The organism is Youngiibacter fragilis 232.1, assembly GCF_000495435.3.
GTDB lineage: Bacteria > Bacillota > Clostridia > Clostridiales > Clostridiaceae > Youngiibacter > Youngiibacter fragilis.
Map to the genome: position 1 here is coordinate 21,547 of NZ_AXUN02000198.1, position 23,763 is coordinate 45,309.

Below are 23,763 nucleotides of genomic sequence, written 5' to 3' on the forward strand. Positions count from 1 at the left end.
ACGTTGTTTTTGTCATAACACCCACTGACGTCCATCCTAATCCGTGGCTCTGTTGCCTGTGATTAAAAGTTCTCCTGGGTTAACGGGAACGTAGTTTGCAGGCGTAAAAAGCAATTACAACATTGGCGAAGGATGCCAACCGGCTATTTGCTGGAATTATGTACTTAACTACATCAAGAAAGGGGTGCCGGTTTGGTCTACATTTTAAGTAAAAATGGAAATCCGCTTATGCCTACCAATCGGCATGGAAAAGTGAAGCATCTGTTGAAGGATGGCAAGGCAAAAGTGGTAAGAAGGACACCATTCACAATACAGCTGCTGTATGATTCGCCTGAGTATACTCAGCCAATCACTCTGGGAGTAGATGCAGGAAGCAAGGTAGTAGGCCTTAGTGCAACTACTGAGAAGAAAGAGCTTTTTGTCTCAGAGGCAACACTCCGGGATGACATCACTGAACTGCTATCAACACGAAGGCAGAACCGAAGAACAAGGAGAAACCACCTTCGCTACAGAATGGCAAGGTTTCTTAACCGCACCGCATCGAAAAAGGAAGGGTGGCTTGCTCCCTCAGTCAAGCATAAGGTAGACAGCCACTTGAAGGTAATCGGGAATGTACACAGGATTCTTCCCATATCAAGGATAGTGATCGAAACAGCAAGTTTAGATATACAGAAGATCAGGAATCCTGAGATCAGCGGGAGAGAATACCAGCAGGGGGAACAGCTGGGTTTTTGGAATACCAGGGAATATGTTCTCTGGCGGGATAACCACGAATGTCAGCACTGCCATGGCAAGTCAAAGGACAGAATACTGAATGTTCACCATAAGGAAAGCCGAAAGACCGGAGGAGACTCACCCGGCAACCTGGTCACCTTATGCGAGACATGCCATAAGAGCCATCATGCTGGCAGGATAAAGCTTAAGCTTACTCCAAACAAGTCATACCGAGATGCAAGCTTCATGGGCATCATGAGATGGTATGTGTTCAACAGTCTTAATGAATTGTATCCAGAGGTTTCCATTACCTATGGATACATCACAAAGAACAACCGTATAAGGAATAACATTGAAAAGACCCATAGCGCTGACGCCTACTGCATAAGCGGCAACCTGAATGCCATGAGAATCGATGAAATCTACTATCAGGTGTTCAAGAGGAAGCACAACCGCCAGATACACAAGGCGAACTTTCTAAAGGGCGGAAAGAAAGAGCTGGATCAGTCCGCTTACGAAGTCAAGGGATTCCGCCTGTTTGACCATGTGAGGTACAGGGACGAGGACTGCTTCATTTTCGGAAGAAGGATATCTGGTTATTTTGATTTACGAAAGCTGGATGGCTCGGTTGTCCACAGGAGTGCAAGCTTCAAGGAACTAACATTATTGAAAAGACAGAATACCATATTAATCGAACGAAAGGAGTGTAAAGGAGTTCTCCTCTCATGACTGAAGTCACGAGTCTCCGAACTCCAATGCTTATGAACGGTAAGGCTACCCTGATAATAGGACTTGCAAGCCTTGCGACACCACTCGGAAATGTACCAAGAGGTGGAAAGGAGCAGGGGCAGATAACTGAGATGATAAGGCCTGCAGTAATCCTCAGTGAAGGAAAGATATCAAGGGTCCTGGATGAGGATGAAGCAAAAGCACTCGACACCGGAGACTATGAGATAATAGATGGAACCGGCATGACACTTCTTCCGGGGTTCGTGGACCCGCACACCCACCTTGTCTTCGGAGGCACCAGGGAGGATGAGTTCTCCATGAGGCTGAGAGGCGAGAGCTACATGGAGATCATGAGGAAGGGCGGAGGGATCGCATCAAGTGTGGCAAGGACAAGGGAGGCAACCTTTGGCGAGCTCCTTGAAGCAACAAGGAAAAGGATTACGGGAATGGCTTCGCATGGGATCACCACGGTTGAGGCAAAGAGCGGCTATGGTCTGGACAAGGAGACCGAACTCAAGCAGCTGAGGGTTGCAAAAAGGCTGAATGAAGAAGGAACCATTGAGATAGTGTCAACATTCATGGGGGCGCACTCGGTACCTCAGGAGTACAAGGGCAGGGAATCACAATTCCTCGATATGCTCAAAAATGACGTTCTTCCTGCTGTAAGGCATGAAGGTCTTGCCGAATTCTGCGATATCTTCTGCGAGAAGGGGGTATTCTCGGTTGAGGAATCAAGGGAATACCTCAAGGCCTGCAGGGAAATGGGCTTCAGGCTGAAGATACATGCTGACGAGATGAGCGACCTTGGCGGAGCGGCACTTGCGGCAGAAATCGGCGCGATAAGCGCTGACCATCTGCTTAAGGCCTCTATGGAAGGGCTCAGGCAGATGAAGGAAGCAGGGGTGATACCTGTGCTTCTCCCGCTGACAGCATTTTCCCTTAAGGAAGAGTATGCGAACGGGCGGAGGATCATCGACATGGGACTTCCGGTAGCGTTAGGCACCGACTTCAATCCGGGAAGCTCATATTCTTATTCAGTGCCGCTAATGGCAGCTCTTGCATGCCTGCAGATGGGCCTCACTCCAGAAGAGATGCTCACTGCCCTTACACTGAACAGCGCATGCGCAATCGGAAGAGGAGATAAGAAGGGTACCATAGAGGTTGGCAAGGATGCAGACCTTGTGCTGATAGACGCGCCATCCTACAGGTTCCTGCCATACCATTTCGGCGTGAACCTGGTTGCGATGACGATCAAGGCAGGGTCTGTAATATACACAAGGAGCGACGACAGATGGAAACATATGATGTAGCGGTTATCGGAGGCGGAGCGGCAGGAATGTCGGCCGCTGTGGCAGCCAGGGAAAAGGGAGCCTCAAGGGTCCTCATACTGGAGAGGGATGATGTCCTCGGTGGAGTGCTTAACGAGCTTATAGAGCCGCTTACAGGCTGGGACGGGGGACTTACCGGAGTAGAGCTTGCAGACAGCATGGCCGGAAGGACCGTAGTAAGGAAAGTTATCGTGAAGACGGGAACCCTTGTGCTTTCGGTGACAAAGGACAGGATAATAAAGTACGTCAACGGAGTCGAGGGTGTCAAGGAAGTGGAAGCGAAAGCAATCGTATTCGCTACTGGTGCAAGGGAGCGCCCGAGAGGGATACTCAACATCAGCTCAAAGCGTTCTGCAGGGATAATGAGTGTAGGCTCGGCGAGGAAGCTGATAGTGAACGACGGGTTCCTCCCTGGCAAGAATGTAGTGATATACGGCGGAGACAGGAACGGCATCTACCTTGCAAGGATGCTTGTGGTCGAGGGAGCACGCAGGGTGACCCTGGTTGAGCCTGGGAAAGCCTTCAAGAACTGGGATGAAAGCATGGACCGGCTAATAAGGTATCCAGGTGTCGATGTCAAGCTCGGTGCGAGGATACTTGAGATATCCGAAAACGGAAGGATCACCGCAGTAAAGATAAGGACAAGCACTCCGGAAGAAATGACCGAGGTCATAGAATGCGATGCACTTCTGCTTTCCGTAGGTCTTGACCCTTCAAGAAGGCTCTTCAAGAGGTTCAGGAGAAGCCTGGACGAGATGGGTATGTATACGGCAGGAAATGCGGAAGAGGTTTCCTACGACTGCAGGATGGCCATGGAAAGCGGGGCGGAAGCAGGAACCGAAGCCGCAGCATTTGCAACGGGCACCAAACAGACAGAATAAGACTTAAGCCACTTTTTCCAATATAAGCTCCGGAATGGAGCAGCCTTACTTGAAGAAAGTCACAGATATGAGTTCACTTCGCTTTAAGGGATTTGTTGATTCCACTAAGCAAGGCCTGAGCCCGAAAGGGTTTCAGGCCTTTAAAATTGAGGATAAAGGCAATTGTAAATGAAATCGCCGGAAACTGAACAAATGATGAAATTAGTTGCTGCACTGCCGGATTGGTTGAATCTTGGACACGCAGTGCTATAATTTAGGTGGGATATGGTGATATACTTTGATAATCAAAGTGAATTTGTTGCGATCGGATTTAAGTTGTGTATCTTCTGGCAATGAGTATTGTGTCTGATAACCTAGGGAAGATGGGTAATGGAGCTGTCAGCATGGAGTGCGGACGGTAATGGATTCACGATTATGCGGGGACTTCAGTGGAGCAAGCCTTGAATTATGATTGGAACGAATACCTTAAAGAGTGGATGGACAATAAATGGGAGAAATTGCTTCCATAGACCTGATCCGTGCTGCAGTCGATGCTTATAACTCAAATGACGTTTATAAAATACTTGCGATGACTGCTGATGATTCTGTATGGACAACTTCGAGTTGGACCTTCAGAGGTAAGGAAGTATCTTATCTGGACATCTGAAGGCATAAAGGGTTTTAGGATCACCTATAAAGGAATTGGCATGGAGTCCAAAGGCAGGTTGGTTGCCGCAGATTATACGGTATCGGGGTGCCGGATAGAAAGTATGTTGAATTCGCAGGATACTCAACATACGAATTCTATGAAAGCAATAAGATAAATCCCTGTACATTGTCTTTGACAGACTTGGGTTGGAGAGAAGGCTGTGGATCATATGGTATCAAAGAAGATTGTGCATTCTGTTGTCAAGAAATTACAGGAAGGACTGGACCGGCAATATTTTGAGTTCCAGGTGATAACCAAAGGGAGGGAACCATTTTGGAGGAAGGTTTCATAAGTATAAGGGGAAAGAACATATGGTACGGCGTATTCGGAAAGGAAAAGGAAGGGACACCAATGCTTGTCGTTCATGGCGGCCCCGGTTTCTGCTCAGTTGTTGAGTCCGGTGATGACCTGTCTGAGGACCGCCCTGTCTATATGTATGACCAGCTTGGCAGTCTCAGGTCAGACAAGGCTGACAGCATAGAGGCTTACACTACGGAATACTTTGTAGAGGAACTGGATGATGTGAGGAAAGCACTTGGCCTCGACAAGGTTATCCTTATGGGGCATTCATGGGGCGGGGGACTTGTTTCAAAGTATATGCTGGACAGAGATCCGGACGGGGTAAGGGCACTTGTCCTTAACTCACCTTTTTTGAGCGCCAGGTTTTTCAATGAGGATGTGGAGAGAAACCTTGCAAGGCTTCCGGAAAAGGTGAGAGAAACCATAGAAAGGCTTGAGAAGGATGGCAATTACGGAGATGAGTACCAGGGAGCCATAATGGAGTACTACAAGGTGTACGGCTGCAGGAAGCGACCCGTACCTGAAATGGTAATGAAGATGATGATGACTGCAAACTATGAGGTTTATGGCAAGCTGCAGGGTCCGAGCGAGGTGAAGCTTTCAGGAGACCTGAGGGACTTCGACCTTATGCCTCAGCTTGGAAAACTCAAGGTGCCTGTACTTCTCGTTTCTGGAGACAACGATGAGATATCGGTTGATTCCATGAGGGCATACCAGCTGGCGATTCCAGATTCAAGGCTTGCCATCATCCCTGATGCCGGACATCTTAATGCCATTGAACAGCCTGAATATTTCAAGGCGGTGGTCAACCGGTTCGCAAGACGGTTCTGACATACGAACTAAACAACAATTATGACATTTAATGACAAGGGGAGCCGGTGAGGCTCCCCTTGAAACATGTTAAGGACCGATTCCAAATTTGTTTTAGGTATCATTTACAGCAGCTTGGTAAAGCAGCCCCTGCAGATTATAGTCTTCCCTGAGTCGGCGCTTATGAAGTCGGAGCCAGGGATGGGCTCCTTGCAGACGGAGCAGCTGTTCGATCCGGTTACTGCATCAGGTTTCTTCACTGGTTTCGGCCTGGTCCTCATTTCACCCTTCTTGTTCGATGCAAGCTCATAGGATTTTTTAGGAAGCGGAGTCTCCCTCTTGAGGACCTGGTAGGTAAGGTTGAACTCGCTGTCCCCGAAGAGCTCGAGCTCGAACCTGGGATTCTCCTTGTCATAGTATTCCTCGATTACAAGCCTTGTTATCTGGGCATCGTTTATAATGAGTCCGGACTTTTCAATCCCGTCGAATATGCTTTTTGTAATGTTGTTGGTGTCAGGATGCCTCTTCTCGCTCTTGTAGAACACCTTGAGGATGGCGATAAGGGCTTCATCAAGGACAAGGCCCGGATTCTGAGCCATCGCGGTGAAGGCTATCTCCTGCTCGTAGTTGGCGTACCTGTCGTGGTATTTGCCGGAATTCATGGGCAGGAAGGAGCGTCCTTCCTTGTTTATGAGCTTGAAGTTTGATTTGGTTATTGGTGTTCCCTTAACCACTACCTTGGCATAGCTTGTCATGGCATCTCCCCGGATTGTGCATCCTGTGCGTCTTGAAAAAATTAATTTTAGTAAAATTTTAAAGCCTTGTTAAGCTTGATTGTTTAAAATATTAGTTCAGGCTATAATATTATAGGCCAATGAAAAAAATAATTCAACCGATGAGGTTAACATATATGAAAGATATATTAATACTTGCTATAGAGTCGAGCTGCGACGAGACTGCTGCCAGCGTAGTGCGCAACGGCAGGGACGTGCTCTCGAACATAATATCGTCACAGATCATGGAGCACAGGAAGTTTGGCGGAGTAGTACCTGAGGTGGCTTCAAGGAAGCATGTGGAGAATGTCTCCTGGGTTGTGGATGAGGCATTGAAGGAAGCGGGAGTCAAGGCCTCTGACCTTGATGCTGTTGCTGTTACCTACGGTCCGGGACTGGTTGGAGCGCTACTTGTGGGTCTCCAGTTCGCAAAAGGATTCGCCTTCTCCCTTGGAAAGCCACTCATAGGCGTAAACCATATAGAGGGGCATATTGCCGCAAACTACATCGAACACAAGGACCTGGTTCCCCCATTCGTATCCCTTGTAGTTTCAGGGGGACATACCTTCATAGTCCATGTCAGGGACTACGGGGATTTCGAGGTGCTGGGAGAGACAAGGGATGATGCTGCAGGGGAGGCCTTTGACAAGGTCGCAAGGGCGCTGTCCCTTAATTATCCCGGCGGCCCGGAAATTGACAGGGTGGCAAAGCTTGGGAACCCTGATGCGATAAGGTTCCCGAAGGCAAACTTCCATGAGGATACCTTAGACTTTTCATTCAGCGGACTCAAGAGCGCTGTACTCAATTACCTTAATTCAGCAAAGCAGAAGGGCATTGAAATAAGCGTGCCTGATGTTGCGGCATCGTTCCAGAAGGCAGTTGTTTCAGTACTGACTGAAAATGTGATTGCGACAATAAGAGACAGGAAGCTTGACAAGATAGCGATAGCAGGAGGAGTGGCATCCAACTCGTCACTTCGCGCAAGCCTTACCGAAGCTGCAGAGAAGCTGGGAGTGAAGGTCCTCTTTCCATCTGCTATCCTATGCACAGATAACGCCGCCATGATAGCAAGCGCTGCGTATTTCGAGCACATAAGCGGAAAAGAATCCCGCATGTCACTTAACGCCAAGCCAGGGCTTACCCTGGGAGCGAGGTAGAGTGATGAAACATATAGAGAATTCAAACAGCTTCCACAGGTTCAAGAAGACGAGGATCATAAATAAGGCTAATATGATCAGGGTCACTGCTCTTTTCATAGCTGCCCTGTTCATATTCGGATATATGTATGAAAACGGCGAAGCAAGGAAATATGTTGGCGCTGCGCCTGGAAAGAGCATAACAGTAAACGGCATAAGCTATAATTACGAAGCTACGGCTGGCAAGGGCTACAAGATAATTGTAGCGGGAGCCGCAGGCGAGTCCATGCTGAGCAGGAAGGCCCTTAACGAGGCATTCGGGGAAGACCATAAGCTGTTCTTCTTCGATAGGCCGGGATACGGTTCTACGGTCGGAGACGCCAAGTCACCCAGGGAGCTTGCAGAAGACCTTCATTTCATGTTCAGGAAGTTCGGGTGGTCAACAGGCTACATACTCGTAGGAGAAGAATTCGGAAGCCTTGTAATGCAGGAGTTCATGAACATGTATCCTGACGAGGTCCTTGGAGCCGTAATGATCAATCCTATGGGTCCGGCACTTGGCTCGGAGACCATGGATACCTACATTGAGGATTCAAGGGAAGGAATGGAGGAGATCAGGACACTCGGCACCTTTGGAATCCCCAGGATCCTAAGCAATGCAGGGATTGCCAGGTTCAACAGGGAGGTAGACATCGACTCTGATGCGGACCTGGATTTCTACTCGAACCTGTGGCTTACTAATGCACACCTCAAGGCTTTTGAGGCGGAGCTTGACGAGATGGCTGCACTTGAAGCCATTGGTACAGCCGATGGTGCACTTGGAGCGAGACCGGTCTACCTCATGACAACGAACAGGCATCTCCAGGATATGAGGCAGTCGGAGGTCCTTTCATATTCATCAGACCAGGAGACCGTTATAGTCAGCGACAGCGTGAAGGAGATACTCCTGGAAAGGTCCGAAGACGTGATCTCAACGCTCAACGGCCTTATGAAGAAGCTGAAGAGGCTTGACCTGTAGGTCGAAAATATAATCTTATAACATTTACGGCCTGTCCCGGCATTCTCAGCCAGGACAGGCCGTTGTTCTTATCACATCATGCTGCAAGTAAGAGGGAAGAGAATAATTGGCGCTTAGACAATATTATTGGGAGACTTATATGCTGCAATAAAGGATCTTCATTGCCTCCAGTTATTTCAGCAATCTGATAAGCAAGAATTTCCTGACGTCACGAAATTGTAACATTGATGCCTTATCATAAGAGTATGAAAAATCATACAGGAGGTTTCAAAAGATGGATGAAGAGAAAGACAGGATAACAGGGAATGAAATCCCGGAAGATATAGAAGACACAGCGGAATTTGAAAAGATGGACTTTGAGGGGGAGTCAGAACCTGAGGTTGCAGATGAATCTGCTTCAGAAGCTCCGGAAGAACCCTGGGCAAGAAGGAAGTATGTGCCGCCTGCACAGGACGAGAGGCCATTAAGGGAGCCTGAGTTCCGCGTCAGGGGAGGAAGCTATCCTCCGGAGCCGCAAAGAAGAGGAATTGGGGCCATGACGGCAATTGCCATTGCCCTTGTGTTTACACTGCTGGGTACCGCTCTTGGCATCCACAGTGCCTACAACATACTGCCGGGAACAGCGCTGTTTGAGAACAGCAAGCTTGGAAAGCTAATTGCTGAGTCTCAGACAAAGACTGAATACATAACAACCCCGGTGGTTGCAACAGAAGGACTTACGATACCTGAAATTGTCGACATGGTAAAGCCTGCTGTTGTAACAGTCACCTCGCAGGTTCCCGTAGGGGCAAGCTTCTTCAATCCTCAGGGCGGAACGGAGGAAGTCATCGGAACAGGATTCATCCTGAATGAAGAAGGCTACATAGCCACGAACTATCATGTGGTTGAGGGATCTGTAGAACTGAAGGTAATACTTTATACAGGAGAAGTGATTGATGCTTCGGTGGTCAACTATGATGCGCTTGCAGACCTTGCTGTCATCAGGATAACAGGCGACATTGAGGTTCCTGGCGTGGTGAAGCTTGGAAACTCAGATGCCATGAGGGTTGGCGAAACTGTAGTAACAATTGGAAACCCCCTTGGAAAGGAGTTCGCAGGAACTGTAACTGCAGGAGTGGTTTCAGCGCTCGACAGGACGATAAGCATAGGAAACTCATCCTACCAGTACATACAGATAGATGCTGCCATAAACGGAGGTAACTCAGGCGGACCGCTCATCAACGGTAACGGAGAGGTAGTAGGCATCAACTCAGCGAAGATCTCTGACTCTACAGTTGAGGGGATAGGCTTCGCGATACCGATAAATGACCTGAAGTCGAAGCTTGATGTCCTGTCACAGAAGGCACTTTATGTAGGGATAGCAGGCAGGGAGATCAATGCGGCTACTGCACGGCAGAGGAACATGCCTGAAGGCATCCTGATACTTGAGATACAGGAGGGAAGCCCGGCAGAGGAAAGCGACCTTGAGATCAACGACGTGATCACTGAGTTTGAAGGCAAGGAAGTTAAGACAGTGTCAGAGCTTAATACCCTCAGGGATACTAAGAAGGCCGGAGATACCATAACACTGAAGGTGTACAGGAACGGGGAATACGTCCAGATCCAGGTTACATTAAGGGAAAGACCATAGCATATGGGTTACAAGACGCCGCACCGTAAGGAAGCGGCGTCTTCTTGTTATTTCAGGATAATAAATAGTATAATCAGGCTAAAAGGATATGGAGTTGAAGCTTATGGAGAAGGATCCGATGATAATATTTTCGAGGAACACACCCTACATGGCTGTAAACATAAGGAAGATAACTAAGGACGGGGAAGGGGACATTCCCTTGAAAGAAGTGGCATCCCTATGCAGATGCGGAAAGTCCAATAGGAAGCCCTTCTGTGACGGGTCCCACAACAAGGAGGGACTCGACGAGGAGAGGAGCGAGGACTGTCCGACTTCAAGGATAAGAAGATACCAGGGAGACGGGATAACCATAATATTCAATTCTGTCCTCTGCTACCACAGCGGAAGATGCCTAAAGGGTCTGCCTGAGGTATTCGACAGGGAAAGAAGGCCATGGATCAAGGCTGATGCGGCAGACTGGAAACGAATCGCCGAGGTCATCGAGACCTGTCCTTCGGGAGCCCTTGATTACGAGCTGAAGGATGGAAACACCTTCGAGGTTACGAGAGAGGATGGGATATCCTATAGGAAGAACGGTCCATTCAAGGTAACCGGGAACATCGAGCTTCGGAACGAAGAGGGTATAGAGCCCTTCGTCAAGGAGAGATATGCACTCTGCAGGTGCGGAAAGTCAAGGAACAAGCCTTTCTGTGACGGCACCCATATGGAAAATCCTTTTGAGGATTGAATGAAAAATTCCTCTTGACAGGGACGGAACTTTCATATATTCTAATATTGCAATATATGAATATTAAAAATGGAGTTGAAGAATAAGATGTTTGGATTATTTGGTGGCGGAAACAAGGTAGAGCCGGAAGTGCTCAAGGAAAACATAGGAAACAAGGAAGTTCTCATACTGGACGTAAGGACCAAGGATGAGTTCAAGGGCGGACACATCAAGGGCGCGAAGAATGTTCCTGTAGAGGTAATTGACACAAGGCTCAAGGAGATAGAAAGCTACAAGGACAAGCAGGTCCTCGTATACTGCCACAGCGGCGCAAGAAGCGCAAGGGCTGCAAGTTTCCTGAGGAGTGCTGGCTTTTCAGATGTCAAGGACATGAAGGGCGGCATAATGAACTGGAGATATGAGACTGTAAGGTAAAAGCATAAGCTGTTCCACACCTGAAAAGGTAGGGAACAGCTTTTTTTATTTGCAGAGGTCCATGAATGCCTGCATTCCGGGAGTTATGAACTTGTTCTTATGATGGATTATGCTGAAGTGCCTTTCAAATGACGCACCCTCAAGTTTCAGCATCCTGACCATGCCCTTTTCGATATCCTCCTTCACCAGCAGGTAAGGCAGGAACGACACACCAAGACCTGCCTCGATAGCACGGACTATTGCCTGTGTGCTGATGCTTTCAAAGGTTGGCCTTACTTCAAACCCGAAGGCGGAGAATATGCCCTCGAGAGTCTCCCTGCCTGCGCTTCCCCTCTCCCTTAGAAGCAGGTCCATTGATGATAGCTCCCTGGGGCTAACGGAGTCCCTGCCAGCCAGGATATGGTCCTTGCTGCAGATTACTACAAGGTCATCGTCCATGAATCTTTTCCCTGTGATGTATTCGCTGTGCACCGAACCCTCAACGAGGGCGAAATCAAGCCTGTTCTTCAGGACGTGCTCCTCTATCCTGTCCGAGTTGTCGACTACAGCCTCGATCCTTATTTCAGGGTATATCTCCCTGAACGCCTTGATATACCCTGGAAGCAGATGGTTGCCTATTGTGACGCTCGAACCTATCCTGATGGTTCCAGTCGCATCTATGTTCTTCAGACCCTTCTCCATTTCATCGAAGAGTCCGGTTATGTGGGTCGCATACTGAAGGAAGAACTTTCCAGACTCTGTGATCTGGAGCCTCCTCGATATCCTGTCGAATAATTTTATCCCGTAGTATGACTCAAGCTCAGATATGGCAAGGCTTACACTGGGCTGGGCGATGAAGAGCTCCTCCCCGGCAAGTGTAACGCTTCCTGTTTCGCATACCTTCACGAATATCCTCAAATGCCTCAGGGTCATGATTGCCTCCTATACATAACTAAATTATTATGTTATTCATAAAATTATACTATTTTACTTAACTAAAATAAACAGCTATATTTGTTCAGTAAGGTATCTGAAGTACGAACTACAGAATAATATCGGCTGTTTTGGCCCGGGAGGTAAATATATGAGGCTGCTATCTGACATGTTCATGACCTTTTTCAAGATTGGCGCTTTCACCATAGGAGGTGGATATGCAATGCTTCCACTCATCCAGAGGGAGGTTGTCCATATCCGGAAATGGATAAGCGAGGAGGAGTTCCTTGACATGGTTGCGATTGCCCAATCGGCACCGGGACCCCTGGCTGTCAATATCAGCGTCTTTGTCGGCTACAAGGTGAAGGGTGCGTTGGGGATCATTGCTTCAGTTCTGGGGTCGACGCTTCCTTCGTTCGGAATAATAATACTGGTCGCGTCAGTGTTCCTTGGGATTGAGAAGCATCCCGCAGTCGAGCAGGTATTCAGTGGAATAAGGCCTGCAGTCGTAGCCCTTATTGCAGCACCTGTAATCACCATGGCAAGGACAGCGAAGATGAACAGGACCAATTTCTACATACCGCTGTCTGCGGTGATCCTTGTGGGATTCCTTGGTGTGACGCCGATTTACCTTATAATCGGGTTCATACTTCTCGGTATCGTGAAGACAAGGCTTGAAGGGAGGAAGGGATAATGGCTATTTTGATTGAACTTTTCATAACCTTCTTCAAGATCGGACTCTTCAGCTTCGGCGGCGGATATGCAATGCTTCCCCTCATCCAGAGGGAGGTGGTCGCAGTACATGGCTGGCTTACTGCAGAATCATTCATAAACATAGTAGGGATAAGCCAGGCGACTCCGGGACCGATAGCAATAAACTCAGCCACATACGTGGGTTACAAGACTGCTGGTATTTTGGGTTCGACCTTCGCGACTGTTGGAGTTGTTTTACCTTCAGTAATAATAATATATGTGGTTTCAAGGCTGTTCATGAAGTACAAGGACGGAATATACATCCAGGGTACGCTTAAGGTAATAAGGCTCGGTGCGGTAGGGCTTATAGCTGCAGCGGCAGTGCTGCTCATGGGTGACGTATTCACAGGAACCTGGAGCATAGTGATTTTCCTTGCCGCATTCATCGCAAGCTTCAGGTTTAACGCTGACCCTATCCTCATTGTGGTGATTTCAGGAATCGCAGGGTTTATCATATTCTAGAGCTTGTAATCCATGTAGGCATACATAAATGCTGAAACCTCGCCTTGTGCGCAATCTGCGTACCAGGCGAGGTTTCAATTATCCATTTAAACTGAGGCAGCTGGTCAATTCTTCCTGCTACTGGCTGAACCTTGGGAATAGGACCGAGTTCTCAAGGAATATGTGCCTGAAGAGATCCTGCTCCAGCGCCTCAAGATGGTGGTATGCTGCCGCGAACGTGTTGCAGGACCATGAAGGGATAAGGAAATCCCTGGTTGTGCTTCTCAGCTCCTTCAGTATGTCACCTGCAGCGTCATGCTCATCCTCTGTGGAGGCTATTGTATTCTTCGCTTCTTCAGCATCACCAGACTTCATTGCAGGGAAGAGGATCCTTTCCTCCTTGATAAGATGCTCGAGGAGCTCAGTCCTCAGGTTTCCATATAGCCTGTTTATCATGAGCAGAAGCTCCGGATCCTCGTCAAAGTGTGCTCTCAGTATCATCGGAACATAGGTGTCAAGCTCCTCCAGCACGTCCCTTGTGAACTTGTGGTGCTGGTTAACGATGAGGTTTATTAGCTCCACATTGTCCATGTCCTCGAAGTAGGTCTCCCTGTCTCCCTTCTTGTCAAGGTCAGCCATGAACAGGCTGAGCCTTCTCGAAAATTGCTCCTTGTCTTCGCCCTTCTCTTCAAGCACCTCATCTAGCTGCCTGAATCCGTTGCAGCAGAAGTCTATCCTCTCTCCGCTGAAGAAGAGAGAAAGCCTCATGTCTTCCTTCACTATGTCGCTTATCTTTCTGCTTAGCATTTCCATTTTCATTTCCTCCTGAATATTTATAGATGGCATCCTAGTATCTTACCTTGTCCGCGAAATATGCTGCAGCAGCCTTCACCTTAAAAATGCTGTCCTCTGGCTTGAACCTAACCCTCAGCGGGAACGAGACGTCATCCATTCCTGTAGTCCTTACAGCCTCCTCGGTTGTCAGGACCTTCATTCCAGCTTCCTTAAGGTAATCCTGGACAACATGAGCTGCTTCTCCTGACCATCCGTATGACCCGAAGGCTCCTGCAACCTTGCCCTGGAGATCCATTTCCTTGAACTCTGCGAGAATCCCCTCAAGGTTTCCTGATATGTCGGCATACTTTGTGGAGGCTCCGACAAGTATCCCATCGGCATCAGCAACCTTGGCCAGGATCTCCTCCTTCGGTCTTACATTCGCATCTATGACCTCTGCTCTTATACCTGTCTTCTCAAGCTCTTCACCAAGGAGCCTTGCGAGCCTTTTCGTGTTTCCACCCATTGAGTTGAAGAGTATGACTGTCCTTACATCCTTCACCTTCTCTGCGCTTTCCCTGTAGAGACCGATGTACCTGTCAGTATCCTTGTCCAGGACATAGCCGTGTGAGGTAGCTATCATTGATACCCCAAGTCCTTCGATCTTGTCCAGCATTGGATTAACGTATCTCCTGTGGGGGTCCATTATCAGCGAATAGTAGCCAATGAAGTCAGCATCAATGCTTTCATCGTCTGAGAGCTCGCTTGCAAGAAGCCTTGTGTCTGCCACATGCGTGGAGAATATGTCGCAGGTGAAGAGTATCCCTTCCTCCTCAAGGTAGGTGACCATTGTCTCCTCCGTGTGGAGATAAGGTGTGTGGAGGAACCTTAGTGTCCTCTTACCGAGCGACAGCGTCTCGTTGTCATCTACGGCCCTGAACCTCTCGATGCCGAGCTTGTACATCTCCATGAGCTCAGGTATCGCGATCTCGGTGCAGAGTATAGTGGCATTCTTTGCCTTCCTTGCAACCGAACCCAGAGCTCCTGAGTGGTCAGGCTCTGTGTGGTTGATCACGATGTAGTCAAGCTTAAGAAGGTCGAATTCGCTTCCGAGCCTGTCAGTGAATTCCTTCCCGAACATGAAGTCCACAGTGTCAATAAGAACATTCTTCTCATCCATTATGAGGTAGCTGTTGTAGCTTGTCCCTTTTTCAAGTATCAGCCTGTGGAAGGGAACCCTCCTGTCATCAACCTTGCCTGTCCAGTATATTCCGTCCCTTATCTCTCTCATTTCCATCATCCTTTCATTTTGTTTCCATGGCTAAAGTCTATACCTGATTGGAAATGAGTTTTATGACGTACGTCAAATTTTGAAAATAAATGAAAATAATTCTCAAGTTGAAAATTATAAAAAACCGGAGCCTTTCAAGGATATGCTGGAGACTACGGGCAGAAATCAATTAAGGACAAGGTGGCGTATACAAAAAAGCCATCGGCATAAAACCGATGGCTCCTAAATCCTAATATCTTCAGTTTTCTTCCAGGGACTCCTCCCATTCTTCGTAGAGTGACTGGAGGGTTATCTCCAAGTCCTTGAGCTCCTGGCTGATTGAGTGTGTCTTCATGGGGTCCGAGTAGACCTCTTCTTTGCAAAGGTCGTCAGCAAGTGCTGACTTCCTGTCCTCAAGTCTTTCTATCCTTGATTCCAGGTCCTTGATCCTAAGCTTCCTGTCCTTTTCTTCCTTTTCCTTCTCGCGCTTCCTCTTCTTTTCCTCAACTATCCTGGTCTTTGAAGGTCTTTCCTCGACGGGGATCCCGGCGAACCTTTCAGGGTTGTCCTTCTTCTCGACGTAGTAGGAGTAGTTCCCGAGATACTTCACTATCCCGCCTTCGGTAAGCTCGTATATCTGGTCTGCAACCTTGTTGAGGAAGTACCTGTCATGGCTTATGACGAACATGGTGCCGTCATAGTCAAGGAGTGAATCCTCCAGGGCTTCCCTTGAGGGGATGTCAAGATGGTTCGTGGGCTCGTCGAGCAGGAGGAAGTTGGACCTTCTGAGCATGAGCTTCAGGAGGTTGATCCTGCACTTTTCACCGCCTGACAGGTTCGATATGGTCTTGAAGACCTCGTCACCCCTGAAGAGGTATGAGCCAAGGTATGTCCTTGCTTCCCTTGTCGTGAGCTCCGGGAAATCGTCCCAGACCTCGTCCAGGGCAGTCTTTTCGTCGGAGAGGTCTGACTGCTCCTGGTCGTAGTAGCCTAATGTAACGTTCTTTCCAAGCACCAGGTAGCCTGTGTCAGGCTTCACCCTGTCAAGTATCATCCGGAACAGTGTGGTCTTGCCTCTGCCGTTTTCGCCGATCAGGGCTATGCGTTCACGTTTCCTTATGAACAGGTCGACGTCATGGAAAAGCACATGGTCGCCGTATGCCTTGGAAAGCTCCTTGGCGATAAGCACGTCATTTCCGCTCTCTATCTCTGCGGTCAGGGAGATCTTTGCTGACCTGTCCTCCGCGGGGGGCGCGTCTATCCTTTCAAGCTTGTCCAGCTGCTTCTGTCTGGATTCAGCTGCCTTTATGCTCTTTTCACGGTTGAAGGAGCGGTATCTCTCGATGATCTCCTCCTGCCTCCTGATCTCTTCCTGCTGCTGGTTGTAAGCCTTCATCTGGACTTCATAGTTCTTCTGCTTCAGCTCAAGATACCTTGTGTAGGGCGCATTGTACGTGTACACTTTCCCCCCGATCATATCGAACGTATGGGTGGTTATCTTGTCAAGGAAGAACCTGTCATGGGATATTATGAGTATCGTTCCCTTGTAGCTCGCAAGGTATTCCTCAAGCCATTCTATGGCCTGAAGGTCAAGATGGTTGGTAGGCTCGTCCAGGAGCAGTATGTCAGGTGAAGACAGCAGAAGCTTTCCAAGGGCTACCCTCGTCTTCTGGCCGCCTGACAGTATGGATATGTCCTTCGTGAAGTCCTCAGGGGAGAATCCGAGTCCTGTAAGTACCCTGTTGATCTCTCCCTTGTATGTATAGCCTCCGTGTATGTCGTACATCTCCTGGAGCCTTGTATAGTCGGTAATGACCTTTGCATGCCATTCCTCGTTGGATGCATCATAGGGCTTCGCCATCTCGGATTCGAGGAAAACCATCCTTTCCTCCATTGTTGTGAGCGATGAGAAGACCGAAAGCACTTCATCGTAGACATTGCTGTCAAGATTCAGGGAAAGGTCCTGTGACAGGTATCCGAGGGTCTTTGACTTGTCTATGAAGAAGTCTCCGGTGAATTCCTGGAGCTTGCCTGTAAGTATCCTGAACAGTGTAGTCTTGCCTGCGCCGTTAGCGCCTATCAGGGCAACCTTGTCACCCTCGTTTATGTTGAACGTCACTCCATCAAGTATGACGTCTATTCCGTAGCTGAGCCTTATGTCCTTGCATGACAGAGCAATCATTTCCAAACCTCCCCGGTTTCCACCAAAAACATTATACTAGAGAGTAAGGAAAGGGGCAAATATTTGGTGAAAGGAGGTAGGAACGATGGACAAGAGGACTGTTTTCCCGAAGGGGTTGGCGCAGCCTGCCCTGAGGGCATTGGAGGGGGCAGGCTTGAGGTCGCTTGAGGACCTTAAGGGGATTTCTGAAAAGGACCTGATGGCGCTTCACGGAATCGGAAAGCGTGCGATCGAAACCCTGAAGGCAGCGATGGAGGAGAAAGGATTGTCTTTCAAAGCCGATTCTTAAGCATTTTTTATATCTCCGGATGTATTATCTACAGTAAGATTGAAATTCATGAAGCCTACGAATTGGAGATGTAAAAATGAGAAAGAGAAGCATTGCTGTGCTCAGCATAATAGCCCTTGCGGTTACGGGGATAACAGGATATGCGGTTTACAATTCAAACAGGGTGGTGCCTGTGGATGTAAGGACCAGGGAGATAGGAAAGGGAGACATCACCTCGACGCTCCTGTCCTCAGGAAGGATAACCTCAGAAAACTCCAAGTCCTACTTCGGGTCGAACCTTCTTGTGAAGGAAGTGTATGTCAAGGTTGGGGACAGGGTCGAAGCGGGAACGCCGCTTGTTGAATTCGACACCACAGACCTTGAGACTGCAGTGAAGCAGGCTGAGATCCAGAAATCAAGCGCAGCACTGCAGAGGGCAAGCGCAGCCGATGCGACCGCTTCAGCGAAGAAGACCAAGAGTGCAATGGAGTCGCAGCTTTCTGCCGCAAGGGCGGCACTTGCCGCATCGGAGAAGGCTGTGGAGGAAGCCAGGAAGAACCTGGTAAACACCGAGCTCCTGGAAACAATAATCGCGGGTATAAGGAACGGGGCAGACCCTTCTGCAGCAGTGCCTGAAGTCACTGACCCCAAGCTCAGCGAAGAGGATGTGAAGCTGCTGAACAGTGAGAGTTTCAGGATAATCATCCAGGAGCTTATAAAGCAGAATGAGCTTAACACAGTAATAACAAGCCTGTCCCAGGCCCTTGCCCAGGTGCCTGCAGTCTCGGACTCGCAGGTAAAGCTTCTGGATAACTCAGTTAAGGCTGCGGACCTTGCGCTTACTACAGCCAGGAACAGGCTTGTCTCCGCAAAGGGAGTGCTTACAGCGGAGTTCCCAGGGATAGTGACCTACATAGGTGCCGTTGAGGGCAGCTATGCCACAGTCCAGACAGCAGCAGTAACGATCAAGGATGACAGGACAGTATATGTGGCAGTAGAGCTCGTGCAGAACGATGCGCTTAAGGTATCTCCAGGAATGCCTGCAAAGATAACATACGGCGGCAAGGAGTATAGAGGCTCACTTTCATACCTCAACCCTGCAGCAACCTCAGTACAGTCGCCGCTTACAGGAGTAAGCGTGACATCCGCCAGCGAGGCAACCTTAGGTGCAAAGGTGAAGGTTGATTCTCCGCAGGGGATGATAATCGACTTTACGGCTGACGTGGAGATAACCCTTGACGAGAGGAATGACGTGGTATCAGTCCCGGTGGAGGCGGTCATATTCAAGAAGGGCGGAATAACAACAGTATTCACCGTCGAGAACGGTATCGCAACCGAGAGGGAGTTTGAAGCAGGACTGTCCTCGGTATCATCAGTAGAGGTCGTATCAGGCCTTGAGGCAGGCGCAGTTGTTGTCCTTAATCCTCCCGAAGGGCTTGAAAGCGGAGAGGCGGTAAATGTAAAGTGATTGAGATCAGGGATGTGGTCAAGATATATGAGACCGGAGCCATAAGCTTCAAGGCACTTGACGGGGTCAACCTCGCCATAGGTGAAGGTGAATTCACAGGGATCCTCGGCCCTTCAGGCTCAGGAAAATCTACGATGATGAACATACTGGGATGCCTGGATACCATGACGTCGGGCTCCTACATCCTTGACGGCAAGGAGGTGGGCTCGCTGACCGACAACGAGAGGGCGGCTATAAGGAACAGGAAGATAGGCTTCGTGTTCCAGTCCTTCAATCTCCTGCCAAGGCTCACGGTGTATGAGAACGTTGAGCTTCCGATGATATATGCAGGCATGGGGCGGCATGAGAGGTCTGAAAGGACAAAGAAGGCCCTGTCAAAGGTAGGTCTCCTTGAATGGTCCATGCACAAGCCGAACGAGATTTCAGGCGGTCAGAAGCAGAGGGTCGCAATAGCAAGGGCTATAGCCATGGAGCCAGCGGTTATAATGGCGGATGAGCCTACGGGAAACCTCGATACCAAATCCTCACTTGATGTCCTGAGGATATTCCAGGACCTTAACGATGAGGGGGCGACCATAATAATGGTCACCCATGAGCCAGAGAACATCAAGTACCTGAAGAGGATAGTGAAGTTCAAGGACGGCAAGGTGGTTGAGGACACTGAGGTCTGCAACAGAAGGGTACTGAAGGACATTCCCCCAGAGGAATATCCTACGACGCCGTAAGGAGGACATATGAGACTGGGAGAAAGCTTCAAGATAGCAGTGTACAGCATAATCTCCAACAAGATGAGGTCTTTCCTTACCATGCTTGGGATAATCATAGGTATCGCTTCAGTGATCGCCATACTGTCGCTCGGTGAAGGCGGCAGGCAGTACATAATCAGCACGTTTGAGAGCATAGGGTCAACGACCATAGACGTAAGGGTATCCGGAGAGGACGTCACCTCATCTGACTACTTCACACTAGCTGACATAGAGTATGTCAAGGAGAGGGTGGAGAACATCAAGTATGCCACCCCCACCGAGCAGAGAAGGGGAAGCATAAGCTTCGGGACAAACAAAAAGACAACAGTCATTTCCGCAGGAAGCCAGGACCTCGGAAGGATCCAGGACCTGAAGTTCACTGAAGGCAGGTTCTTCACTGAAGGTGAATACGAGGACTCGAGGGCAGTTGTCGTCATAGATGAGAACGGCGCAATGAACCTTTTCGGAAGGGTGACTGACATAGTAGGTGAACATATCGTGCTGGGAGCAGGCTCCGCAAAGAAGAGCGTCACAATAGTCGGCGTAACTGAAAGCGTGAATCCTCTTGCAGGGTCATCGAACTTCGGGGACAACATACCAGCCTTCGCTTATGTACCATATGGACTCCTTACGAACATGGGAGTCGGCGACGGGATAATAAACTCGTTCTATGTCTCAAGCACAGCCAAGGAAAACACGGAAGAGGTGGCAAGGGAAGTTGTAAGCATCCTCAATGCCAGGAAGAACGCCCAGGACAGGGACATTTACCAGGCGAACTCATTCCTCCGTACCCTCGACCAGGTAGACAACATAATCGGACTATTCACCTCGTTCATCAGTGCAGTGGCAGCGATATCCCTCCTTGTTGGAGGAATAGGTGTCATGAACATCATGCTGGTGTCTGTAACCGAGAGGACAAGGGAGATAGGCATAAGGAAGGCCATCGGCGCCACCACGACGAACATAATGGTGCAGTTCCTCACTGAATCAGTGATACTTGCCCTCATAGGCGGGATCATGGGAATGGTAGTGGGTATTTCAGGAGCGCTTATCGGCGGTGACCAGATAGGTGTCATACCAGTCCTTTCAGTAGGGCAGATCATCGGGGTAATCCTGTTCTCGTCAGGCATAGGCATATTCTTCGGGATATACCCTGCGAGGAAGGCGGCCCTGATGGACCCTATAGACGCGTTAAGGTACGAGTAGGAGAGACACATGAGGGATGGATACAGGAAGAAGTCAGGCATGGCATCAGGAGCGGCGGCGATAGCATCCGCTCTTCTTCTCATGATCCTGTCGAGATACGCAGGACTGAGGCCTGACCTTCTTGAGAAATACTACTCTTCATCAATAAACAAGACATTCATAAGCATCCTGAGCAGGATCACCGGACTTCTGCCAATATCCGTTGGGGAAGTGCTTTTCTTCATACTTGTCGCGACTCTTGCTTATCTTGTGATCAGGACAATCTTTGGAATCTTTTCAGGAGACCTGCCAAAGAGGCTTTTCAATACCGCAGTCTTTCTCGCTATCGTATATGTTGCGTTCATAACCTTCTGGGGGCTCAACTACTCAAGGATATCCATAAGGGAGATGGCCGGGCTTACAGATACTGAATATACCGCAGATGAGCTTTACGAAGCAACCCTTGATCTTGCAGGAATAGCGGCGGAAGAGAGGCTTGAGGTTGAACTGGACGATACCGGCCTTATGAGGGTGACAGGGGACGCGGAAAGCGTAATTGACAGGGCGGGAAAGGGTTATGACAATGCCTGGATAGAGGAGCTAAAGGGTGACTACGGCGATGCAAAGCCCATACTCCTTTCAGGCCCCATGCTTTATACAGGGATTACCGGCATATACATGCCGTTCACAGGGGAAGCGAATGTGAACATCGCGGTCCATGACCTTCTTCTGCCCGCGACGGTACTCCATGAAATGGCCCACCAGAGAGGGATTGCCTATGAGGATGAGGCAAACTTCGCAGCCTTCATGGTCTCAAGGAACCATCCGGATGCTGACTTCAGGTACAGCGGTGCTATGCTTGCACTCATAAGCTCAATGAACGCCCTGGCAAGGGCTGATTCAGAGCTCTACGGCAAGCTCATCGAATCAATGCCCGAGGACATCCTAAGAGACATCAGGGATTACGGCGAATTCTGGAAAGAGTACGAAGGCAAGACCGAGGAGATCTCAGAGAAGATAAATGACACTTACCTGAAGGGCAACGGACAGGTGGACGGAGTAAGGAGCTACGGGATGATGGTTGACCTGGTGCTTCAGCAGTACTACCAGAAAGGTCATTTCTAAAACAGAAGTATTTGACACCAAAAGCTGGAAAAATCCCGGAGAACGCTGTGAACAGGCGGCTTCCGGGATTTTAAAATGTGCTTGAACCTGCGTAATGTGGCTGGATTATCTGATCTTCGCTGAAGAGCAGCTTACTGCAAGGACATTTCCTGCAATATGGAAATATAGCAGGGTTTTTTGCTATAATTATCTTAATATTACAAATGATGCGACAAAAGGCGGTGCAGTAATGAATTACATCTTCATATCCCCAAGTTTTCCTTCAAACTTCGAGAACTTCATAGTAGCCCTCAAGGAAGAGGGAGTGAATGTCCTGGGACTGGGCAGCGAACCCTATGAGATGCTGTCAGCGAGGCTCAGGGATACTTTGTCCGAGTACTACAGGGTAGGCAGCATGGAGAATTATGATGAGATGTTCAAGGGCGTGGCATATCTCTCATTCAAGCACGGTAAGATAGACAGGCTCGAATCCCACAATGAATACTGGCTTCAGCAGGACGCGAGGCTGAGGACTGATTTCAACATACCTGGCTTCAAGACCAAGGACATGCCCAGGGTCAAGAGGAAGTCGGTGATGAAGAGCGTATTCCAGGAGGCTGGAGCAAACTTCATAAGGGGTACTGTCATAGCAAGCCTCGAGGAGGCTGAGGCCTTCATCGCTGAGACAGGGTATCCTGTATGCGTGAAGCCGGACATCGGCGTAGGGGCTGAGCATACCTACAAGCTTAACAGCAGGGAGGACCTTATCAGGTTCTTCCTTAACAAGCCCAACAGGGAATTCATAATAGAGGAATTCATCAACGGTGAGATCCATACCTTCGACGGTCTTGTGGACGGCGATGGAAACATAGTCTTCTACTCCTCGTTCATTTACAACATCGGAGTGATGGACATGGTGAACGACCAGCTTGATGCCTTCTACTATTCGCTCAGGGAGCCCGCCAGGGACCTTGTGGATATCGGGTCGAAGATAGTCAAGGGTCTGGAGCTCCGGGAAAGGTTCTTCCATATAGAATTCTTCAGGCTAGACGACGGAAAGCTTGTAGCCCTTGAGATCAACACAAGGCCACCCGGAGGACTTTCCATGGACATGTTCAACTACGCCAACGATGCTGACCTATACAAGGAGTATGCAAGGCTCGCATCCGGCAAGAGGCTGTCAGCCGAGCTGGACAGGAAATACTTCGTGGGCTACGCGGGAAGAAGAAAGAGCAAGTACTACAGGTATGTGCTTGATGACATCCTTGAAAAATATGGGGATGCAATACTGATACACGAACCGGTGTCGGGAATTTTCGCACCAGCGCTTGGCGACTACGCCTTCCTGTTCAGGAGCAGGGATTATGAGGAGCTTCAGAAAATGCAGAACGATATTCTGGAGCTGGGATAGGGGATACATAGCTTTCAAACCATTTTACAAAAACTGTATCTACAAATTAAAGGAAGCCCTGAAATTGGGCTTCCTTTAATTTGATGGGTTATCGTTCATGC

At 49.0% G+C, this 23,763-nt stretch carries 23 protein-coding genes; 18 read left to right on the forward strand and 5 right to left on the reverse strand.

Annotated elements, in window-relative coordinates; translation table 11 throughout:
- Nucleotides 1-192 precede the first annotated feature (192 nt).
- From iscB to T472_RS14045, 5 genes are all read left to right on the forward strand, one after another.
- Entirely contained in the window at nt 193-1,443 is a 1,251-nt protein-coding gene (gene iscB / locus T472_RS14030) for an RNA-guided endonuclease IscB (protein WP_023863660.1), read from the forward strand.
- Nucleotides 1,440-2,753, forward strand: a complete 1,314-nt coding sequence (hutI, locus tag T472_RS14035) for an imidazolonepropionase (RefSeq protein ID WP_023863661.1) — start codon at nt 1,440-1,442, stop codon at nt 2,751-2,753. The genes iscB and hutI overlap by 4 nt, the downstream gene beginning before the upstream one ends.
- Nucleotides 2,735-3,652, forward strand: coding sequence for an NAD(P)/FAD-dependent oxidoreductase (locus tag T472_RS14040; RefSeq protein WP_023388721.1), 918 nt, complete (start codon nt 2,735-2,737; stop codon nt 3,650-3,652). The genes hutI and T472_RS14040 overlap by 19 nt, the downstream gene beginning before the upstream one ends.
- Before the next feature lie 487 nt (nt 3,653-4,139).
- A complete protein-coding gene (locus T472_RS19790) occupies nt 4,140-4,298 on the forward strand; it encodes a hypothetical protein (protein WP_023388719.1) in 159 nt (52 codons plus the stop codon).
- A 315-nt stretch (nt 4,299-4,613) separates the two neighbouring features.
- A complete protein-coding gene (locus tag T472_RS14045) occupies nt 4,614-5,471 on the forward strand; it encodes a proline iminopeptidase-family hydrolase (protein ID WP_023388717.1) in 858 nt (285 codons plus the stop codon).
- A 104-nt stretch (nt 5,472-5,575) separates the two neighbouring features.
- Here the strand turns inward: T472_RS14045 and T472_RS14050 are convergent, their stop codons facing one another.
- A complete protein-coding gene (locus tag T472_RS14050) occupies nt 5,576-6,205 on the reverse strand; it encodes a RusA family crossover junction endodeoxyribonuclease (protein WP_023388716.1) in 630 nt (209 codons plus the stop codon).
- 155 nt (nt 6,206-6,360) lie between these two features.
- Between T472_RS14050 and tsaD the strand changes: the two genes are divergently transcribed.
- The 5 genes from tsaD to T472_RS14075 all read left to right on the forward strand — a co-directional run bounded on the left by tsaD (nt 6,361) and on the right by T472_RS14075 (nt 11,148).
- On the forward strand, nt 6,361-7,380 hold the full coding sequence (gene tsaD / locus T472_RS14055; protein WP_023388715.1) for a tRNA (adenosine(37)-N6)-threonylcarbamoyltransferase complex transferase subunit TsaD: 1,020 nt from the start codon (nt 6,361-6,363) through the stop codon (nt 7,378-7,380).
- A 4-nt stretch (nt 7,381-7,384) separates the two neighbouring features.
- Complete coding sequence (locus T472_RS14060; protein WP_023388714.1) at nt 7,385-8,377, forward strand: alpha/beta hydrolase; 993 nt, start codon at nt 7,385-7,387, stop codon at nt 8,375-8,377.
- A gap of 274 nt (nt 8,378-8,651) precedes the next feature.
- Nucleotides 8,652-10,007, forward strand: a complete 1,356-nt coding sequence (locus T472_RS14065) for a S1C family serine protease (RefSeq protein ID WP_023388713.1) — start codon at nt 8,652-8,654, stop codon at nt 10,005-10,007.
- A gap of 103 nt (nt 10,008-10,110) precedes the next feature.
- Nucleotides 10,111-10,734, forward strand: coding sequence for a CDGSH iron-sulfur domain-containing protein (locus T472_RS14070; RefSeq protein WP_040907733.1), 624 nt, complete (start codon nt 10,111-10,113; stop codon nt 10,732-10,734).
- Between the two features lie 87 nt (nt 10,735-10,821).
- On the forward strand, nt 10,822-11,148 hold the full coding sequence (locus tag T472_RS14075) for a rhodanese-like domain-containing protein (RefSeq protein ID WP_023388711.1): 327 nt from the start codon (nt 10,822-10,824) through the stop codon (nt 11,146-11,148).
- A 45-nt stretch (nt 11,149-11,193) separates the two neighbouring features.
- Here T472_RS14075 and T472_RS14080 read toward each other — a convergent pair whose 3' ends face one another.
- Entirely contained in the window at nt 11,194-12,060 is an 867-nt protein-coding gene (locus T472_RS14080) for a LysR family transcriptional regulator (RefSeq protein WP_023388710.1), read from the reverse strand.
- A gap of 151 nt (nt 12,061-12,211) precedes the next feature.
- Between T472_RS14080 and T472_RS14085 the strand changes: the two genes are divergently transcribed.
- Together T472_RS14085 and T472_RS14090 are read left to right on the forward strand one after the other, a co-directional pair.
- Nucleotides 12,212-12,754, forward strand: coding sequence for a chromate transporter (locus tag T472_RS14085; RefSeq protein WP_023388709.1), 543 nt, complete (start codon nt 12,212-12,214; stop codon nt 12,752-12,754).
- Nucleotides 12,754-13,275 (forward strand): chromate transporter, encoded by a 522-nt coding sequence (locus T472_RS14090; RefSeq protein WP_023863662.1) that lies wholly within the window; start codon nt 12,754-12,756, stop codon nt 13,273-13,275. The genes T472_RS14085 and T472_RS14090 overlap by 1 nt, the downstream gene beginning before the upstream one ends.
- Before the next feature lie 117 nt (nt 13,276-13,392).
- Here the strand turns inward: T472_RS14090 and T472_RS14095 are convergent, their stop codons facing one another.
- The 3 genes from T472_RS14095 to abc-f all read right to left on the reverse strand — a co-directional run bounded on the left by T472_RS14095 (nt 13,393) and on the right by abc-f (nt 17,480).
- Nucleotides 13,393-14,067, reverse strand: coding sequence for a DUF542 domain-containing protein (locus T472_RS14095; protein ID WP_052011825.1), 675 nt, complete (start codon nt 14,065-14,067; stop codon nt 13,393-13,395).
- Nucleotides 14,068-14,101: 34 nt separating this feature from the next.
- A complete protein-coding gene (locus T472_RS14100) occupies nt 14,102-15,319 on the reverse strand; it encodes an FprA family A-type flavoprotein (RefSeq protein ID WP_439334310.1) in 1,218 nt (405 codons plus the stop codon).
- 238 nt (nt 15,320-15,557) lie between these two features.
- Nucleotides 15,558-17,480: a ribosomal protection-like ABC-F family protein gene (gene abc-f / locus T472_RS14105; protein ID WP_023386209.1), complete on the reverse strand. Its 1,923-nt coding sequence runs from the start codon at nt 17,478-17,480 to the stop codon at nt 15,558-15,560.
- A gap of 85 nt (nt 17,481-17,565) precedes the next feature.
- Between abc-f and T472_RS14110 the strand changes: the two genes are divergently transcribed.
- The 6 genes from T472_RS14110 to T472_RS14135 all read left to right on the forward strand — a co-directional run bounded on the left by T472_RS14110 (nt 17,566) and on the right by T472_RS14135 (nt 23,662).
- On the forward strand, nt 17,566-17,769 hold the full coding sequence (locus T472_RS14110) for a helix-hairpin-helix domain-containing protein (protein ID WP_023386212.1): 204 nt from the start codon (nt 17,566-17,568) through the stop codon (nt 17,767-17,769).
- A 76-nt stretch (nt 17,770-17,845) separates the two neighbouring features.
- Nucleotides 17,846-19,216 carry an efflux RND transporter periplasmic adaptor subunit gene (locus T472_RS14115; protein WP_023386214.1) on the forward strand — a complete coding sequence of 457 codons (1,371 nt, stop codon included), beginning with the start codon at nt 17,846-17,848 and terminating at the stop codon, nt 19,214-19,216.
- Nucleotides 19,213-19,941, forward strand: a complete 729-nt coding sequence (locus T472_RS14120; protein ID WP_023386216.1) for an ABC transporter ATP-binding protein — start codon at nt 19,213-19,215, stop codon at nt 19,939-19,941. The genes T472_RS14115 and T472_RS14120 overlap by 4 nt, the downstream gene beginning before the upstream one ends.
- Before the next feature lie 9 nt (nt 19,942-19,950).
- Nucleotides 19,951-21,168, forward strand: coding sequence for an ABC transporter permease (locus T472_RS14125; RefSeq protein ID WP_023386217.1), 1,218 nt, complete (start codon nt 19,951-19,953; stop codon nt 21,166-21,168).
- Nucleotides 21,169-21,177: 9 nt separating this feature from the next.
- Nucleotides 21,178-22,272 carry a DUF3810 domain-containing protein gene (locus T472_RS14130; protein WP_023386219.1) on the forward strand — a complete coding sequence of 365 codons (1,095 nt, stop codon included), beginning with the start codon at nt 21,178-21,180 and terminating at the stop codon, nt 22,270-22,272.
- 229 nt (nt 22,273-22,501) lie between these two features.
- The gene (locus tag T472_RS14135; RefSeq protein ID WP_040907777.1) at nt 22,502-23,662 is read left to right on the forward strand and encodes an ATP-grasp domain-containing protein; all 1,161 of its coding nucleotides are present in this window, start codon (nt 22,502-22,504) and stop codon (nt 23,660-23,662) included.
- The last annotated feature ends 101 nt before the right edge of the window (nt 23,663-23,763 follow it).

Excerpts from the sequence above, each read along its gene's own strand:
- hutI (WP_023863661.1), top strand. The coding sequence starts at position 1,440 with ATGACTGAAGTCACGAGTCTCCGAACTCCAATGCTTATGAACGGTAAG.
- T472_RS14040 (WP_023388721.1), top strand. The coding sequence starts at position 2,735 with ATGGAAACATATGATGTAGCGGTTATCGGAGGCGGAGCGGCAGGAATG.
- T472_RS19790 (WP_023388719.1), top strand. The coding sequence starts at position 4,140 with ATGGGAGAAATTGCTTCCATAGACCTGATCCGTGCTGCAGTCGATGCT.
- T472_RS14050 (WP_023388716.1), bottom strand. The coding sequence starts at position 6,205 with ATGACAAGCTATGCCAAGGTAGTGGTTAAGGGAACACCAATAACCAAA.
- tsaD (WP_023388715.1), top strand. The coding sequence starts at position 6,361 with ATGAAAGATATATTAATACTTGCTATAGAGTCGAGCTGCGACGAGACT.
- T472_RS14060 (WP_023388714.1), top strand. The coding sequence starts at position 7,385 with ATGAAACATATAGAGAATTCAAACAGCTTCCACAGGTTCAAGAAGACG.
- T472_RS14065 (WP_023388713.1), top strand. The coding sequence starts at position 8,652 with ATGGATGAAGAGAAAGACAGGATAACAGGGAATGAAATCCCGGAAGAT.
- T472_RS14070 (WP_040907733.1), top strand. The coding sequence starts at position 10,111 with ATGGAGAAGGATCCGATGATAATATTTTCGAGGAACACACCCTACATG.
- T472_RS14075 (WP_023388711.1), top strand. The coding sequence starts at position 10,822 with ATGTTTGGATTATTTGGTGGCGGAAACAAGGTAGAGCCGGAAGTGCTC.
- T472_RS14080 (WP_023388710.1), bottom strand. The coding sequence starts at position 12,060 with ATGACCCTGAGGCATTTGAGGATATTCGTGAAGGTATGCGAAACAGGA.
- T472_RS14085 (WP_023388709.1), top strand. The coding sequence starts at position 12,212 with ATGAGGCTGCTATCTGACATGTTCATGACCTTTTTCAAGATTGGCGCT.
- T472_RS14090 (WP_023863662.1), top strand. The coding sequence starts at position 12,754 with ATGGCTATTTTGATTGAACTTTTCATAACCTTCTTCAAGATCGGACTC.
- T472_RS14095 (WP_052011825.1), bottom strand. The coding sequence starts at position 14,067 with ATGGAAATGCTAAGCAGAAAGATAAGCGACATAGTGAAGGAAGACATG.
- T472_RS14100 (WP_439334310.1), bottom strand. The coding sequence starts at position 15,319 with ATGAGAGAGATAAGGGACGGAATATACTGGACAGGCAAGGTTGATGAC.
- abc-f (WP_023386209.1), bottom strand. The coding sequence starts at position 17,480 with ATGATTGCTCTGTCATGCAAGGACATAAGGCTCAGCTACGGAATAGAC.
- T472_RS14110 (WP_023386212.1), top strand. The coding sequence starts at position 17,566 with ATGGACAAGAGGACTGTTTTCCCGAAGGGGTTGGCGCAGCCTGCCCTG.
- T472_RS14115 (WP_023386214.1), top strand. The coding sequence starts at position 17,846 with ATGAGAAAGAGAAGCATTGCTGTGCTCAGCATAATAGCCCTTGCGGTT.
- T472_RS14125 (WP_023386217.1), top strand. The coding sequence starts at position 19,951 with ATGAGACTGGGAGAAAGCTTCAAGATAGCAGTGTACAGCATAATCTCC.
- T472_RS14130 (WP_023386219.1), top strand. The coding sequence starts at position 21,178 with ATGAGGGATGGATACAGGAAGAAGTCAGGCATGGCATCAGGAGCGGCG.
- T472_RS14135 (WP_040907777.1), top strand. The coding sequence starts at position 22,502 with ATGAATTACATCTTCATATCCCCAAGTTTTCCTTCAAACTTCGAGAAC.